Origin of the sequence: Alkalibacterium sp. 20, assembly GCF_001885615.1 — a bacterium.
Taxonomy (GTDB): Bacteria; Bacillota; Bacilli; order Lactobacillales; family Carnobacteriaceae_A; genus Alkalibacterium.
On record NZ_LSRN01000023.1, the window covers coordinates 112,338 to 128,045 of the forward strand.

At 41.3% G+C, this 15,708-nt stretch carries 21 protein-coding genes and 1 riboswitch; of the genes, 4 read left to right on the plus strand and 17 right to left on the minus strand.

The window, feature by feature from the left end; all coding sequences use genetic code 11:
• Positions 1-37: 37 nt before the first annotated feature.
• The 5 genes from AX762_RS04515 to AX762_RS04535 all read right to left on the minus strand — a co-directional run bounded on the left by AX762_RS04515 (position 38) and on the right by AX762_RS04535 (position 3,987).
• Entirely contained in the window at positions 38-808 is a 771-nt protein-coding gene (locus AX762_RS04515; protein ID WP_071847961.1) for an ABC transporter permease, read from the minus strand.
• Complete coding sequence (locus AX762_RS04520; RefSeq protein ID WP_071847962.1) at positions 801-1,736, minus strand: ABC transporter ATP-binding protein; 936 nt, start codon at positions 1,734-1,736, stop codon at positions 801-803. Before AX762_RS04520 ends, AX762_RS04515 begins: the two co-directional genes overlap by 8 nt.
• A 288-nt stretch (positions 1,737-2,024) precedes the next feature.
• On the minus strand, positions 2,025-2,978 hold the full coding sequence (locus tag AX762_RS04525; RefSeq protein WP_071847963.1) for an NAD(P)-dependent oxidoreductase: 954 nt from the start codon (positions 2,976-2,978) through the stop codon (positions 2,025-2,027).
• Between the two features lie 92 nt (positions 2,979-3,070).
• A complete protein-coding gene (locus AX762_RS13295) occupies positions 3,071-3,211 on the minus strand; it encodes a DUF3953 domain-containing protein (protein WP_371261631.1) in 141 nt (46 codons plus the stop codon).
• Positions 3,212-3,573: 362 nt separating this feature from the next.
• Positions 3,574-3,987 carry a YcxB family protein gene (locus tag AX762_RS04535; RefSeq protein ID WP_083432792.1) on the minus strand — a complete coding sequence of 138 codons (414 nt, stop codon included), beginning with the start codon at positions 3,985-3,987 and terminating at the stop codon, positions 3,574-3,576.
• Positions 3,988-4,257: 270 nt separating this feature from the next.
• Between AX762_RS04535 and AX762_RS13300 the strand changes: the two genes are divergently transcribed.
• Positions 4,258-4,569 (plus strand): CHY zinc finger protein, encoded by a 312-nt coding sequence (locus AX762_RS13300; RefSeq protein ID WP_071847965.1) that lies wholly within the window; start codon positions 4,258-4,260, stop codon positions 4,567-4,569.
• A gap of 217 nt (positions 4,570-4,786) precedes the next feature.
• Here the strand turns inward: AX762_RS13300 and AX762_RS13110 are convergent, their stop codons facing one another.
• From AX762_RS13110 to rplM, 3 genes are all read right to left on the minus strand, one after another.
• The gene (locus tag AX762_RS13110; RefSeq protein WP_071847966.1) at positions 4,787-4,921 is read right to left on the minus strand and encodes a hypothetical protein; all 135 of its coding nucleotides are present in this window, start codon (positions 4,919-4,921) and stop codon (positions 4,787-4,789) included.
• A gap of 199 nt (positions 4,922-5,120) precedes the next feature.
• Positions 5,121-5,513, minus strand: a complete 393-nt coding sequence (rpsI, locus tag AX762_RS04550; RefSeq protein ID WP_071847967.1) for a 30S ribosomal protein S9 — start codon at positions 5,511-5,513, stop codon at positions 5,121-5,123.
• Positions 5,514-5,526: 13 nt separating this feature from the next.
• Entirely contained in the window at positions 5,527-5,970 is a 444-nt protein-coding gene (gene rplM, locus AX762_RS04555) for a 50S ribosomal protein L13 (protein ID WP_071847968.1), read from the minus strand.
• Positions 5,971-6,393: 423 nt separating this feature from the next.
• Between rplM and AX762_RS04560 the strand changes: the two genes are divergently transcribed.
• On the plus strand, positions 6,394-6,999 hold the full coding sequence (locus tag AX762_RS04560; RefSeq protein WP_071847969.1) for a GNAT family N-acetyltransferase: 606 nt from the start codon (positions 6,394-6,396) through the stop codon (positions 6,997-6,999).
• A 112-nt stretch (positions 7,000-7,111) separates the two neighbouring features.
• On the opposite strand, the gene AX762_RS04565 is transcribed toward AX762_RS04560, so the two are convergent.
• The 4 genes from AX762_RS04565 to AX762_RS04580 are packed head-to-tail and all read right to left on the minus strand — an operon-like array spanning position 7,112 to position 10,491.
• Positions 7,112-7,834 carry an energy-coupling factor transporter transmembrane protein EcfT gene (locus AX762_RS04565; protein ID WP_143139285.1) on the minus strand — a complete coding sequence of 241 codons (723 nt, stop codon included), beginning with the start codon at positions 7,832-7,834 and terminating at the stop codon, positions 7,112-7,114.
• On the minus strand, positions 7,819-9,285 hold the full coding sequence (locus AX762_RS04570) for an ABC transporter ATP-binding protein (RefSeq protein WP_071847971.1): 1,467 nt from the start codon (positions 9,283-9,285) through the stop codon (positions 7,819-7,821). The genes AX762_RS04565 and AX762_RS04570 overlap by 16 nt, the downstream gene beginning before the upstream one ends.
• Positions 9,278-9,865: an ECF transporter S component gene (locus tag AX762_RS04575; RefSeq protein ID WP_071847972.1), complete on the minus strand. Its 588-nt coding sequence runs from the start codon at positions 9,863-9,865 to the stop codon at positions 9,278-9,280. Before AX762_RS04575 ends, AX762_RS04570 begins: the two co-directional genes overlap by 8 nt.
• Complete coding sequence (locus AX762_RS04580) at positions 9,862-10,491, minus strand: YkoF family thiamine/hydroxymethylpyrimidine-binding protein (RefSeq protein ID WP_071847973.1); 630 nt, start codon at positions 10,489-10,491, stop codon at positions 9,862-9,864. The genes AX762_RS04575 and AX762_RS04580 overlap by 4 nt, the downstream gene beginning before the upstream one ends.
• 40 nt (positions 10,492-10,531) lie before the next feature.
• A riboswitch (TPP riboswitch) is annotated at positions 10,532-10,635 on the minus strand.
• Positions 10,636-10,944: 309 nt separating this feature from the next.
• On the opposite strand from AX762_RS04580, the gene AX762_RS12560 reads away from it, so the two are divergent.
• Positions 10,945-11,160, plus strand: coding sequence for a hypothetical protein (locus AX762_RS12560; RefSeq protein ID WP_143139286.1), 216 nt, complete (start codon positions 10,945-10,947; stop codon positions 11,158-11,160).
• A gap of 118 nt (positions 11,161-11,278) precedes the next feature.
• On the opposite strand, the gene AX762_RS04590 is transcribed toward AX762_RS12560, so the two are convergent.
• The 4 genes from AX762_RS04590 to AX762_RS04600 form a co-directional block, all read right to left on the minus strand.
• Entirely contained in the window at positions 11,279-12,094 is an 816-nt protein-coding gene (locus AX762_RS04590) for an aminoglycoside N(3)-acetyltransferase (protein ID WP_071847975.1), read from the minus strand.
• Positions 12,095-12,101: 7 nt separating this feature from the next.
• Positions 12,102-12,236, minus strand: a complete 135-nt coding sequence (locus AX762_RS13115) for a hypothetical protein (protein ID WP_256244409.1) — start codon at positions 12,234-12,236, stop codon at positions 12,102-12,104.
• A gap of 51 nt (positions 12,237-12,287) precedes the next feature.
• Positions 12,288-12,827, minus strand: coding sequence for a mechanosensitive ion channel domain-containing protein (locus tag AX762_RS12370; protein ID WP_083432795.1), 540 nt, complete (start codon positions 12,825-12,827; stop codon positions 12,288-12,290).
• 217 nt (positions 12,828-13,044) lie between these two features.
• Complete coding sequence (locus AX762_RS04600) at positions 13,045-13,341, minus strand: glycerate kinase (RefSeq protein WP_071847976.1); 297 nt, start codon at positions 13,339-13,341, stop codon at positions 13,045-13,047.
• A gap of 283 nt (positions 13,342-13,624) precedes the next feature.
• Between AX762_RS04600 and AX762_RS04605 the strand changes: the two genes are divergently transcribed.
• A complete protein-coding gene (locus AX762_RS04605) occupies positions 13,625-14,815 on the plus strand; it encodes a coenzyme F420-0:L-glutamate ligase (RefSeq protein WP_071847977.1) in 1,191 nt (396 codons plus the stop codon).
• Between the two features lie 323 nt (positions 14,816-15,138).
• On the opposite strand, the gene AX762_RS04610 is transcribed toward AX762_RS04605, so the two are convergent.
• Positions 15,139-15,708 (minus strand): TIGR01906 family membrane protein (locus tag AX762_RS04610; RefSeq protein WP_071847978.1); only part of this gene is annotated, 570 nt, incomplete at its 5' end.

The window sequence follows — 15,708 nt, forward strand, 5'->3', positions numbered from 1 at the left end:
AATCAGAATCATACTATATTTTGAGAACTTACAGTCACTAACTTCTCAATCCGCGGCCTGTTTCAATTAAATACCAGTCGATCGCGTACAGAACGCCGATAAATAGAATCAGTATGCCCATAGAAAGCAAAATCGGCACATCTATAATACCAAGGAAACCATACCGGAATCCTGAAATCATATAGACGATTGGATTGACTCGTGAAACGCCCTGCCAGAATGGAGGCAGCATCGAGATGGCATAAAATACCCCCCCAAGATAAGTCAGCGGCTGCAGGACAAAGGTCGGCACGATCGACACATCATCAAAAGATTGGGCGAAGATACCGTTCAATAAGCCTGCTAATGAGAACACAATAGACGTCATAAGTAGGGTAACTATGATAATGAACCATGAATACGCCTGGAGTGGAACGAAAAAGAGAGAAATAATCGTAACAAGGGTCCCCACGAGAATGCTTCTGCCAATCCCGCCGATGACAAATCCCCACATGATGATGTGTGTCGGGACGGGTGCAATCAGCAATTCTTCAATATTTTTCTGAAATTTCTGTGAAAAAAAGGATGAAGAGACATTAGAATAGGAACTTGTGATGACTGACATCATGATCAGTCCAGGTACGATGAATTCCATATAGGAGAATCCCTCCATCTGTCCGATTCTTTCACCGATCAGATTTCCGAAGATGACAAAGTATAACGATGTCGTGATCACTGGCGGAACCAGGGTTTGTACCCATATACGCAGATAGCGATTCGTTTCTTTGACTGCCAGACTTTTTAAAGCTGTGTAATATAGGTTAAACATTTGAGTCCTCCACTTGGTCTGTTTTTTCGGTGATTTTCAGGAATAATTCTTCCAGTCTGTTGGATTTATTGCGCATAGAAAGGACTTTGATCCCCTGTTGATTGAGCTGCTCAAACACGTCGTTGACTCCCTGATTACGCTCGACTTCTACAGAAAGAGTCGTTTCATCTTCAAGCTGACTTGGATAACCTGTGATTGTTGGTTTTATATCAGAAGGCTCTAAATCAAAGATAAACGTCTCAAACATAAGTTTTGCCAGTAAGGCTTTCATGCTAGTATCTTCGATCAGTTCCCCAGTTTGAATAATGCCGATATTCCGGCAAAGCATTTCTGCTTCTTCCAGATTATGAGTCGTTAGAATAATTGTTGTCCCATTCGCATTCAACTCTTTCAGGAAACGCCACATTTCGCGTCTCAGCTCAATATCCACCCCGGCTGTTGGTTCATCTAGGATAAGTAGACGGGGTTCATGCATCAATGCACGGGCGATCATCAATCTGCGTTTCATTCCACCTGAAAGCATACGGGCGCGTACTTCTCTTTTTTCCCATAAATCAGATTGTTTCAGGTACTTTTCACTGCGCTCTAATGCCTCTTTACGTGGAACGCCGTAATATCCAGCCTGATTGACAACGATCTGCTGGACTTTTTCAAACGGGTTGAAGTTGAATTCCTGGGGAACCAGGCCGATCTGCTGTTTAGCACGCACCAGATCGGTATCCAGATCATAGCCAAACACTTTTACGTTTCCTGATGTCTTGTTGACTAATGACGTGATAATACCGATGATTGTTGATTTACCGGCACCATTGGGACCCAACAGCGCATAGAAGTCTCCTTCTTCAACCGTCAAATCGATGCCACGGAGTGCCTCAACGCCACCTGCATATACTTTTTTCAAATCTTTTATCTCAAGTGCGTAAGTCATTTATTTTTTATCTCCTTAATATTTTCCTTTTTTACAGATGCATTTAAAATGCCCGATTTCTATTATATCACGAATCTGCTTATTTTTTATTAGTCGTTTTCAGAAAGCTAATATCTTGCTGTTTACCAAATCTTTAAAAACAGACGAAAGGACAATTCACCTTATACAATAACTCTTTTCACCTTAATAAATAACGGTTCAGTTAGTGTTTCGATGACTTTAAAATTTCTGCACAAAAAACTCGCCCAATCGAATCAATCCGATTGAACGAGTACTACAGTAAATAGCTTATTTAAGTGTAATCACTCCGCGATCAATATAACTTTGAATGCTTGCCTCTACCACTTGCGTAGCCGAATACCTCGGTTTGTATTCAATGAGTTTTTTAGCATTCTCGATGCTATAGTGCCCGCTGCGAGCGAGGTGATGATTTGAAATGCTCGTTTGCCGTTCACTCTGTACATAATCGCACCACTTATCCCAGGGTAAGAATTCGATCTTTGGCTCCTGGTTGAAAAAGCGGTACATAGCCATGGCGTATCCGTAAAGTGTCAGCGAATCTTCTGAGACAGCATGAAAGTTTTCTCCCAAAGCTTGCGTCCGGTGGTTCATCGCATCCACAAACAACTGCGCCACATCTTCAGCGTGTACTGGATGCAGGGTTTCCATGCCAAAGTTAGGCAGACAAAGCTCTTCCCCATCTGCGATTATCTGGAAAACACCATCATCCCCGTATCCCAGCGGACTGATGATCGACCAGCCAGGACCACAGATTTGTCCCGGGCTGATCATCGTTGCCGGAAAGCCATTTACGTGATACTCATGCTTCAAGTATTTTTCACTTTCATATTTTTGGCTGCCGTACTCATCCAGTGGGTGTTTTACCCCGTTTGGATCTGCAGGAACTGTTTCCGCCCGTCCATGTGTCCAAATCGTTGAACAATAAAGGTAATGTGAAAGATCAGTCTCTTTTAACGCACCCACCATCTGCTTGACCTCTTCCAGTTTAAAACAGATCAGATCAATCACAACATCAGCGTTCATCTTTGCAATTTTCGCTGTAAAGTCCGGGTCATTACTGCGGTCCAGTGCAACATGTTCCGCCTTTTCCCAAGCCCAGTCCTTGATATAAGGCTCACTCTTCCCCCGACTGACCATGACGACCTGATGATTTTCTCTTACTAGTTTGGGAACTAAGTACGTCCCGATATGTCCACTGCCACCTATGACGACTACTTTCATGTGTATGTCTCCTCGTATTATAATTTTATAGTTAATAATTTAAGTTAGTTTTGCTGAGCTACTCCTTAATAATAGAGCCCTCAAAGCAACCTTCAGTTTAATAAACCCCCCTGAATTGATACGAATGATCCGAATAAAAAGATTACTACATATGTCCATCCAGCAATTTTCCGGTTTTCTTTGAATTCTTTTAAACCCATAATCAACATTGTCAAAGCTAAGAAGAACGTCATAAAATGAAGAAACTCAAAGTTTTGAAATATTAGGCTGAATGCTGCTAGAAAAAGCACGATTATGGAAAAAATAACATGTAATACTTTTAACAAAATGAACCCCTCCTCTCTATTCTTATCTAAAGACTATATTATTGTTTAATTATAATTTAACACACTTAAGTTCTCCGTGAAATCCTATATCGCTAAAGATAAGATAGTTTATACAAGCACGTCATTTCGAACTTATTTTAAGAACTTATCATTTTGAGTTTTTAAAAAAACTCCCTATAAATATTATTCATATCTATGTAATCACTAGTCGATCTTATTTATAAAAAAAGAAACTCCCTGTCATAGGAATTTCTTTAATTCGAAGATTATTATTTGAGAATAGCACGGATATCAGTTATGTTTTGATCATTCAGATATCTTTTGGGAATGATATATGCAGATACGGCACTTAAGTAAAGAATGCTCATATCATCGTATTCTTTACTATCTTTGACTCTGTCTTTAGACAGAGTCATTGTCGCATTATCTTCTGTAAGAATCAACTTATCTTCTACAATATCCATTCTTTTCTTCCCAAAAAACGAAGAATTATCTCCTTCATTCAGTAGTTTTGCGGACTGTTTCTTGATCGTATTCTTATGTTGCTTCGGATACGAGTAAATCCAATAAACATAAAACAATAAAGCAATAATAATACAGTATATACCTGGTTGATTGAATAGCAGTGTTCCCGAGAAGTAGATGACTGGCAAACAAAGTATTGGTAATAGAAACCTCATCATAGTGTAGATATTCTTTTGCGACGGAGAATTTTCTGTATGGTATACATTAAAATCACTATAATCTTATAGTTGAATCTATATTAAATTGAGAGTAAATATCTATTTATTATAAGTACTCAAGACGTACTCTCTCTTTTAATAAACAGAGTTAGTTCAAAAAAATGAAATTCTTGTAGATTTGGTCTATGATCTTCAGCCCTTGTCTGACGCTAACATTTATTATATAGTATTGTTGCGTTTGAAAAAGCAAACAAAGGAGAAAGACATGTTATGAAGGTAAAAGGATTTTTGATTGATAATCAGACACGGTGTATACATTATCATGGAGAGAAAGATATTGTCGCGATCAAATTTAAATGCTGCGGAGACTATTATCCTTGTTATAAATGCCATGATGAAAGTGTAAATCATACCAAAAAGCGCTGGTCTAAAGAAGAGTTTTCTAAAAAAGCAATCCTTTGCGGAAAATGTTTAACCGAATGTAACATAAAGGAGTATATGGCACATCAAAAATGTTCACACTGCGCCGCACATTTCAATCCGAATTGTCGGTTTCATTATGATGTATATTTTGAAATTTAAGGTGTTACGTTCAATTATTAAAGTATGCCTTAAATAGCATTCAACAATTATTCTACTGCGAGTGCAAAATACACTCGCTAGATTCTTTGTTAGAAGAAAGAATGGTTTACTATTCCAATTCAATTCTTTAAGAATAAGAAGAGTATAGAAAAAGTAGAGAATCAACAATTTCACATTGTCATTTCCCTACTTTTCCACCTGTTCGTTAACTATACGATTACTTATTAAAAAGTATTGGAGCTTTTCGCATATATTTTCGGTCATTTTTTGGCGTGTCTTTTTTTTGTATAGATTTTCCGCCGCCTGCTTTTTTCTCTTTAATTAACTCTAACATTTTTTCTTTTGAATTCACTTTTCTTACCACCTTTTTAATCTAACACTACCTACTTTAAGTTCGATAATCAGCATGACTATCTTGAATCAATGCCAGAAAAAAAGCACCAGCAAAATGCCGGTGCTTTTTTTCTACTAAGTGCATTATTAGGTTTAAGCTGACTTGAGCCAACTTGAACCAAAAAGCTCTTGTAAACGTTGATACAACAAGGAGTTGATTAACGTTTTGAGAATTGTGGAGATTTACGAGCTTTTTTAAGACCTGGTTTTTTACGCTCTTTCATACGAGGATCACGAGTAAGCAATCCAGCTGCTTTCAATGCTGGACGGAAATCAGGATCTACTTGTAACAATGCACGTGCGATTCCGTGACGAGCAGCGCCTGCTTGTCCTGAGAATCCACCACCGTTGACATTGATTCTAATGTCGTAGCTATCTACTGTATCAGTAACAGCTAACGGTTGTTTCACTACTAAGTGTAAGTGAGCAAAGTTAATGTATTCAGTAATATCTTTTTTGTTGAAAGTTATTTTGCCAGAACCTGGAGTCATAATAACACGGGCTGTTGAGTTTTTACGACGACCCGTTCCTAAATATTGTACTTGTGTCAATTGAAGTCCCTCCTTAAATCAAGTTTGTGATGTCTAGTTTTTCAGGTTGTTGTGCTTGGTTTTTGTGTTCTCCACCAGCATAAACGTGTAATTTTTTAATTTGTTTGCGTCCTAATGAGTTATGAGGAATCATACCTCTAACAGATGTTTCGATCAAACGTTCAGGTCTATTGGTACGCATATTTCCAGCAGTTACTTGTTTCAAACCGCCTGGGTGTCCAGTGTGACGAGAATAAAGTTTATCCGTCGCTTTTTTACCTGTTAATTTAATGTGTGATGCGTTTAATACGATAACATGGTCACCTGTATCAACGTGTGGTGTGAACGTAGGTTTATTTTTACCACGTAAAATAGATGCAACGACAGTTGATAGACGTCCTAAAGGAATGTCTGTAGCGTCGACTACATACCATTTACGTTCAATGTTACTTTCATTTGCCATAAATGTTGTACGCACAATCTTAACCTCCAAATTTTCTTTTCTAATTTCAATTTCAGCAATAATTGCTTTCCCTATCTTTTACTGTATCGATCTGTTGTAAAGGGGAAAGACTCTTCGTTGTCTGTTCCAAAATAAGTTTCCGAGGCCTATAGTGGTGGCAAACAATACCATCTAGAATATTAACCCAAACGAGGGGGAATGTCAACCGTTATTTTGTTTTTTCAGTACATTTTTCTCGTTTCATTAAAAAAAGTATATCTTGTTAACACAGTCGCTCATTTATAGCGATCAGTTCTGCAATCGCTTGCCTTATCTTACCTCTATTATCTCTAATTATGCTAAAATTAATTAACGACTTTTCTAAATACATCAGTTCACACGAATCATGGTTTTCTTGTTTGTTTATGACTGAAAAAATAAATGCGAGGAGACGAACAGATGACATCTGAATGGAATCCAAAAGAATTCATCTTCAATAATACTGATTACAATTTCTGGCAAGGCAACCGCGTCATTTTGCGTGCCATGAAAGAAACGGATGCTACCCTAAGAAATGAAGAAACGAATGACAGTAACGGTTTCAGACTCATGAACTGGGGCGTCGAGTTACCTAAAAGTCTCGACATGGATAAAGCGGAAGTCGATGAATGGGTCGATTTCAAGGACTATGAAAATGGCCTCTTGTTCTCAATCGATAACCTGCTGGGTGAACATGTCGGAGCCATCTACCTCAATTCGATCGATATGAAAAACGGGACCTTCAGTTTCGGCATTCGCATCTACAGACCTTTCCGAAACAAAGGCTATGCTCAAGAGGCTATACGTATCGTGTTACGGTATGCTTTCTTTGAACTGAGACTCCAGAAATGCAATTCCGGCTGTGTCGATGGCAACCAGGCTTCTCAAATCATGCACGAGAAGGTCGGATTCATAGTCGAAGGCCGGGTCAGACGCACTATTTATATGAACGGCCACTATTACAACGATTTGAAGCTTGGCCTGACAGTGGAAGAGTTTATCGAAAATGAGAAGGCTGATCCATGAAAAAATCAAATTATGAAAAGACGTACTTTATCCAAGGAGCAGTCCTCGATAAAGTACGTCTTTTTATTTGTTTTCAATTATATGCATTGCCCTTCATCACCTGTCCCATATCCTAAAAAACAGCAAAGCCTAAAATGGCTATGAGCATGGGCAATCCGACGGCAAAGAGGATATCTCTGCGTTTGATCGTCATCTGCATCTGCATGACGCGATCCTCACTGAAGCCTTTGGATTCCATTGCCAAAGACAAGCGCTCAGACCAGCGGACCATACGGATCATCATGGTAAACATGGGTTTTGTATCAAACGGCTTAACGGGTATGTTTCTCACCTGTAGAGCCAGTTTGGAATTGTCGCGTTCCCTTTGTATCAGCGAGGTCAAGTTGATAGCCGTCAAGATAGCATAACCCATCTTCATCGGCATCCTGGCCTGCTGGATAAAGCTCGCAATCAGTTCATGCGGATCGGTCGTCAGGCTGTAACTGATGCCCAACATGGCAAATGAAAAGATACGCGTGCCCAGTTTCAGCCCATTGACAAAATCCTTGCCGCTTGGTGAAGGCACCGAATTATTCGCTAAGGCAAAAAGTGCCTGTTCAGAACTGAAAATCCAGCCGGTAAAGAAGTAACTGAGCGAAATAAGCGTGATCGGAACCATTATTTTGAGCAATGTCGTCGGATTGGTTCGTTTAGAAGTCACTAAAAAGAGTAGGCACAACAGTGCAACGACGCTGTTTACTTGCCACTGAAACGTTAGGCCTAATATAAGTGTGCCAATAAGTGTACCGATGGTTTTTGCCGTTGGATTAATTGAATCGATCATCTGACCTGACACACCTTCTTCTCTTTGATTTCATAGACCTGATCGGCGTATGCATCCACTAAATCGCGGTCATGACTGGTGAACAGACACGTCACGCCTTGCCGACAGAGTTCGTTCAACTTGTCCATTATTTTCTTAGCATTTCTGGCATCCTGACCGTATGTGGGTTCATCCACCAGCAATAAGTTCTGGTCCCCAACGGTCATACATAAAACGGCTAACCGTCGCTGCTGCCCCTGACTCATGACCCAGGGCGACTGAGAGGCTTTGTTTTCAAAGTGATGCTGGTCCAGTATTTCTCTTGCTTTTGTTTCTGCCTGATCGTCTTCAAGCTTTTCCCAGGCCGTGAGACTCAGCACCATTTCATCCAAAACGTTGGTTTTAACGAACTGCAATGACGGATCCTGAAAAACCAGACCGATTTTAGAATACAAATTTTCCGGCTTCAGTGTCTTTATATTTTTTCCCTGGAGACGGATCTCCCCTTTATAAGGGGATACATTTAAAATGGCTTTAAAGAGTGACGTCTTTCCGATTCCGCTGGGTCCAACCAGCGCCGTCAACGAGCCTTTATTCAAGTTGAAATACGCTTCTTCGATCAAGGTAGTCGTCTGTGTTTCTTTTTTGAACAGTGATTTCCGTATCGTTTTTTCGTGATAAAGGGTTACCTTGTCCAGCTCCAAGAGAATCTCTTTTGACTCCAGGTCTCTCTTGGGAACAGCTGAGGCATCCACTACGATCCCTTCTTTTGTCAACAGCTCTCGTTTGGTCGTTTCCGATGCCATCAAAGAAAGGTCATGAAGCTGCTGATTACTGTCGAGCAACAGCCAGCGGTCCACCCAGTTCCACCGGTCGACATGGTGATCGATGATGACAACCGATTTTCCTTTTCTGACCAATTCTTTCATGTAGCGTATATAGTCCTGCATCGTTTCTTCGTCCACGTTTGCGAAAGGCTCATCCATGATATATAGCGGGACATCCACTAAATCGGCACATATAAACGCCGCACGCTGCAGCTCCCCGCCTGACAAATCGTCAAACGAACGGTCCAGCAGATAATCCAGGTTGAATTCTCTCGCTTTATCTTCTACCATCCCGTTCATTTCATCGGGGTTGAAACGGCTGTTTTCCAGAATAAAGACCAGCTCTTCTCGCAGGGTCTTCATACTGAAAGACAAGCGGGCATTCTGAAAAATCGTCCTGACCGACTCTGAACGCTCCACCACAGACTGGTACTGCACATCTTCACCGCTGATTCTGATATGGGAAACGTCTTGTTTTCCACCGTATTCCGGATAGTAGCCAATAATGATATTGGCCAGGGTGCTCTTACCGCTGCCACTTCCACCGCACAGCAACACGATTTCACCTTTATCCACTTCAAAACTGACCGAATCGATGCGTTTCTTGCCACCGATTTCAAAAGACAGGTCCTCAACAGATAAAGCCAGCTTATTCAATGATTTCACCGGTTTCCAGATTATGATTCAAGATCCCCGCTTCATCAAGCTTGTCACAGATACGCTTTGACAAGTACCCCGTAAAGAATAAGGAACTCAGTAAACGAATGACGAAAATCGTGGCAACGATCCGCCAGTCCATTGCGAGGTAATTGCTTCTAAAGCCTGTCCAGAGAAAGGACAATACAGCAGCGGATAAAGCTGAAAGCATCGCGATTTTATACGAGTACTTCTCATATTTGGTTAGCGCAAAAGGTATTTCCACGCCAACACCTTGTATAAAAGCAGAGACAAGGACCATGACACCAAACATATTACCGAGCATCACTTCGATCAAAGCCGCAATGACTTCGGTGATGATGCCTACGGCCGGTTTGCGGATGAGATAGGTCGTGATGATCGCTGCCATGAACCAGATACCGAAAAAGGGTTCATACCCGAGCACGCCTAAACCAAACGGTGTTAGAATGGTGGTCAGAGCTGTTCCCGCATAGACTGCCATCAAATACAGCACACCGAACACGACCGAAATGAGCGCCATCAGTAAATAATCACGTAAGGTCAATTTGTTTCTATTCATTGGATTTCTCCTTCCGGTACGCTGCAGTGAAGTGTAATCTGACTGACGTAGTGACTGACTTCTTTGCCCACAGTGTTTGAAACATATTCCAGATAATCAAAGACGTCCTGGACATTTCCGCCCAGGTTGGTGCCGTAGTGTCCGGAACCCGTTACGACTCCACGTTCGATGCCTTCGTTGACGACTTCAGCGATAGTCGCCATATAGTCATCAGAGCCCATCGGATACAGGGCAAATTTACCGATGACTGAAAAATCGATGGCTTCGCTTTCTTCCCGGTTGATTTTCGGGTCATCCAATGCCAATGTATAATCGCTGTCGCTGTCTCCAGGACACCCTTTCGATACGGTCGCTTCCAGGGTCATGTGCACGCCTTTTCGGTAAGCAAACACGTACGCCGCTTTCAGTGCATCGAATACCGCTTCTTCTTTTCCGCGATAAACCGTTGAGATATGGTCGGTTTCTGACCACACTTTCGATAAATCGACTTGCTTGATTGCATCTAAAATAATCGTTTCAAAATCATCACTCATCGGTGACAAGTTGAAGCGAGCGCCTGTAATTTCCATTGTAGAACCAGGCTTTCCAGCTGAACACTTTCCGTAGTTGACATAGTTTTTTGACATTAAAAAAACTCCTCCTAACGAAAAAAATCCATAGGAAAGAGCCATCATATATAGATCTCCCTCCGCAGCCATTACGCTGATCAGGTTACTGGTCTGATATACATCACTCTCAGCCTTCTTGAAAAGACTCCCAGGATCATTCGTATTTAATTTTTTTTATTACATGTAAACTCTAACATCATACACGTTTAAACGCAACAAAAACGATTATGATGTTTGGTTGTATTAGATAGTTTCTGCATGAGTTTGCTTGTCACAGCGCGCCCTTGGTATTACTCTAGTTGATTGATTAGGCCTAGTCGCCTAATAAGGACCGCATTGGCATCACTCAAACCGGTTTCTCGCTGAGTATGCCTAAGTTGACTCTTCTTAGCATCACTCAAATCGGTTTCTCGCTGAGTATGCCTAAGTTGACTCTTCTTAGCATCACTCAAATCGGTTTCCCCGGTGAGTATGCCTAAGTTCACACTACTTAGCATCACTCAAACCGGTTTCTCGCTGAGTATGCCTAACTTGCCTCTTCTTAGCATCACTCAAATCGGTTTCTCGCTGAGTTTGCCTAAGTTGCCTCTTCTTAGCATCACTCAAATCAGTTTCTCTCTGAGCATGCCTAACTTGACTCCACTTGGCATCACTCAAATCGTTTTCCTTCTGAGCATGCCTAACTAGTGACCTGTTGCCATTATTCCTGCCAATTCTCCTCTTCCAGCAGGTCGGATCAGCGGGCTATTGGTATTGCTCAAGTTGACTGATTAGGCAGGTACGCCTAATCATTACCGCAAGGGGATCAGTTTCTCGTAAAGCTGCGGTGAGTCGTGAAAAATCGGGCAGAGTAGTCCACCGCATCTTTAACCGGATACAGCTTGGCCACAGCATTACCAATCTTTCCGGTTTTGACCCGGCCGTCCTCTTCCAGCTGGTAGCCAACAATCAGAAAATGTTCCTCTTCCAGCTCGATGTCTTTGAACGTCTGCCATACACGTTGACCGTCAACGATTCGCGGCGCCCCTTCTTCCATAGTTTCTGCGTTTGGTGCCCGGTATTCGCCAAGATGCATGGCTGTTGAAGCATCATAATCCGTTCCGATAGCTAAAACTAAGGCATTTTTATCGTAAAGCTTTTTAAGCGGCGAGTGTTCGCCGAGTCCAAAGTCCAAGGTGTGATTTGAAACGATATCCTTGGCGTCTTTCCCCCGGGCGGCGAACGAGACAGTCGGATGATCACTTCTCAGTACATCGGGATAGGTACGGAACAGATCGGGAACCACACCCATGTAAGGACACGGCGTTGTTTTAGGATCATATGCCGGCATTGTTTCGCGTATCACCGGCCACCAGCTTTTCGGAACAGACGGGTCCTCCCATTTCGACGGCTCGCTCAAGTCACTGGTGTGGGTCGGCATGACCAGTGTGCCGGATTCTTTGTCTACGACATTAAAAAGAGCTTCCACGAGCGCCGCTGCCCCACCATTTACCCAGCCGATTTTTGACAGGGACGTATGAACGAGCAGTGTCATGTCCGATTTTATTCCTAATCGTCTAAGGTCGTCCGCTAATGAGACAACTGTATTTAGTTCAGTTGTCTGGTTTATCAGTTTTTTCATATCAGCTCTATTTCCCCTTTTCCTGATGAACAATCTCGAATGTTTCAGATGCCAGTTCTATTCTGTCTCCCACTTCTTTGAATTGATCCAAGATGGCTGTAAAAATACGGTCTCTGACTCCCCGCCGTTCTCTTGTGTCCACGATATACCTTAAGCTCATAGTGACGAAGTTATCATCAAATGCGATGTAAACTTACGGTTTCAAAGAAGCATTTTCTATGCGGTAGCGGCGTTTCATGTTCCCCCACTCTTCTTCAGCCTGTTCATTATATGTGCCGATGATGTCTTCCGCAATGGCTAACACGATCCCTTTAGCCAGCTTGATGTCACTGTCAAAGTGCAGCGGGACATGGATCTCATCCCATAAGAACTTGAAATCAGCCGTGTAGTTGTAGACCGGTGATGTGAAGATGTAGCTGTTCGCGACACGGACAATGCGTCCCGTATACTGGTCACCCTCCACCCACTCACCCATTTCCATGAGTGTTGTACGCAACATTCCAATATCGACCACATCGCCTTTGATTCCGCCCAGCAAGACACGATCTCCGGTGTTGAAAAAGTCTCCAAACATGATAGCAAACCAACCAGCAAAACTAACGATGACTTCTCTTAATGCATAGGTTACACCGGCGCCTGCCCATCCTATAGCAGTAGAGAACCCGCTTAAATTACTTCCAAATATATATACGAAAGCCAGTACCAGAATCAAATTATTCAGCCATTTTGCCATTTTTCGGGTGACATTCCAATTATCAGACCCCTTGAATCTTTAATATAAACGATTTAAGATCAAGCGTCTCATCATTAAAATAAATACGATGATCAAAATAAAAATAACTATATTGGTTATTAACGGATAACCCTCCGTATAAGGTCGTAAGTTATATCTCAATGATACCAGTTCAGCAGTCTGATGTGGATTATTATGCACCAGTCAAATGTAGATATTATCGTCTCATTCTCTTTCCAAATTCTATCAACCGAATAGTTCGCTTCACTGCTTTTTCAAGCAAAGCTGGTCCCTGTCCCATCGCTTCGTCCAGAGTCATCGGTGCATCCACGATGGGTACACGGTCACCCTCGATTTTTCCAGCAAACAAGATCACTGGAACATCAGATTGTTTTGCTAACCGGCTGATACCGACCGGGACTTTCCCACTGAGCGACTGGCCATCGAATTTCCCTTCGCCGCCATCAGCTATCGGAAAGCAACTTACGGCATGCTCCGGCAAGGCTTCTTTCACACAATGATTCGCCTATTCACTCGTCATCGATTCTTTGAACGAATCAATCGCTGCAAGTATATTCATAAATATCCTGACTCCTCTCGTACATGTGATTTCAGTATAGCATAGCTTTGCTTTTAAAAAGCTTACACTCAACGTACTTTCATACTAAAAATTTAGTTATTTCCTTTAAATCTATTTTCTTTTCTCTGCTCTTAAGTGTATACTGTATAAGGGTTTTAGACTATCTAAAACCGACTGAAACTATTAACAACAAATATTAATATCGGGAGAGATTATTTTGGAAAGAGCTTTAGGTACTGTTGTTCGTGGACTACGTAGTCCTATCATTAAAGAAGGCGATAATATGGAAAATATTGTTGTGGAAACTGTATTAAATGCGGCTAAATCAGACGGGTACACCTTTATGGACCGTGATATCATCTCAATGACTGAATCCATCGTGGCGCGTGCTCAAGGTAATTACGCCACACTTGACGCAATCGCCACAGATATCGGGCATAAATTTAACGGCGAAACCGTTGGCGTTATTTTCCCTATTTTAAGCCGAAACCGTTTCTCCAACATCTTGAAAGGGATCGCACGCGGCGTCGGTAAAGTTGTCTTGCTGCTGAGCTACCCGTCAGATGAAGTGGGTAACCATTTGGTCTCGTTAGACGAACTAGACGAAGCAGGCATCAACCCTTGGTCTGACGTATTGACAGAAGCAGACTTCCGCAAACACTTCGGTTTTAAAAAGCATCACTTTACTGGTGTGGATTATATCGAGTATTATAAATCACTTATCGAAGCTGAAGGCGCAAACTGTGAAGTTATTTTTTCCAATGATGCCAAAATCATCGTTGACTATACAAAAAATGTACTGGCATGTGATATTCACAGCCGCTCACGTACAAAACGTCTGGTTAAAGCTGCCGGAGCAGAAAAAGTATTCGGCCTTGACGATGTCTTGTCAGAGTCTATGAACGGCAGTGGCTTCAACACGCAATACGGTTTACTTGGTTCAAATAAAGCAACTGAAGATTCAATCAAACTCTTTCCGGATAACGGCCAGCCTTTAGTCGAGGCGATTCAAAAACGTTTGAAAGAGGCAACAGGAAAAGTCATTGAAGTCATGATCTATGGTGACGGTGCGTTTAAAGATCCTGTCGGTCAAATTTGGGAATTAGCCGACCCCGTCGTCTCTCCCGCCTACACAATAGGTTTGGAAGGCACACCAAATGAAATGAAATTGAAGTATTTAGCTGATAATAACTTTTCACACTTAAGTGGGGCTGAACTCAAAACAGCCATCACGGATCATATCGTGAACAAGCAGTCGGACCTAATTGGTCAGATGGAAGCTCAAGGAACCACGCCAAGACGCTTGACCGATTTGATCGGCTCCTTATCCGACCTGACTTCAGGTAGTGGCGATAAAGGCACCCCGATCATCCATATCCAAGGCTACTTTGATAACTTCTCAAATTAATTACATCGAGATACAAAAAAGGTCACAGGAAAATTCCTGTGACCTTTTTTCGTACTATTTATTGTCTCATTTGTATTCCCCACATATGCTGTCCCAAGTGGAAGAGCATTGGCTAATTAACTCCAAGAGTTAGGCTAAGTTTTCAATATCCTAAATCGTTGATAGTTACAATTTCCAAATCTGAATTTATCTCCAATAAACTACTTAAAACAGTTCTACCCAAAAGTACTGAGTTAGTTTCTTCATACCCTATGTTCAAGTCTTTAAGCTTTTGAATTTTGACACTTCGAGAATATTAAAAATCTGCAGAATTTTCTCTTTTTTTATTTTACAGTAGAAAACTCTTTCTCAACACCTATCTGTCTTTTTAAATTTTTTCTTTGTGTTAAGTTATCCTGATTTCTAATTTTAACCTTAGCAATGACATAGCCGACAACCAGAAAAATTTCAACTAGTCCGAATGCCAACAAAAAATTATGCATGAAAAATTCAGCCGGTAATGCCAAAATTATTGGATCGGTAGCAGGATTGAATAGCCATGCATCATTATTGAAAAACGTCTGATGGAATAGTAAAAATAATGCATCAAAACTAATAATGATACTAACTATAATTGTCAGTGACAGAAGTATTCCAAATCGAAAGTACAAAAGAAAACTTTTGTATAGTTTCTTTTTTTTTGCATACAGCAGAAAAAAGAATGTCCCTGTTCCTGAAACTGTAAGAATCAAGTAATTTAGTAAAAATAATTTTTTCACTTCCAAAAAATGAAATAACCCACTATTTGAACTAGGGAAATTCGGCATTTCTAGTTCAGAAATCCAAGGTGAGTTCAAATAATCAAGTAGAATCCGATAATTTGCTAAAATTTGTTCTCTTGGTATGTTTACATA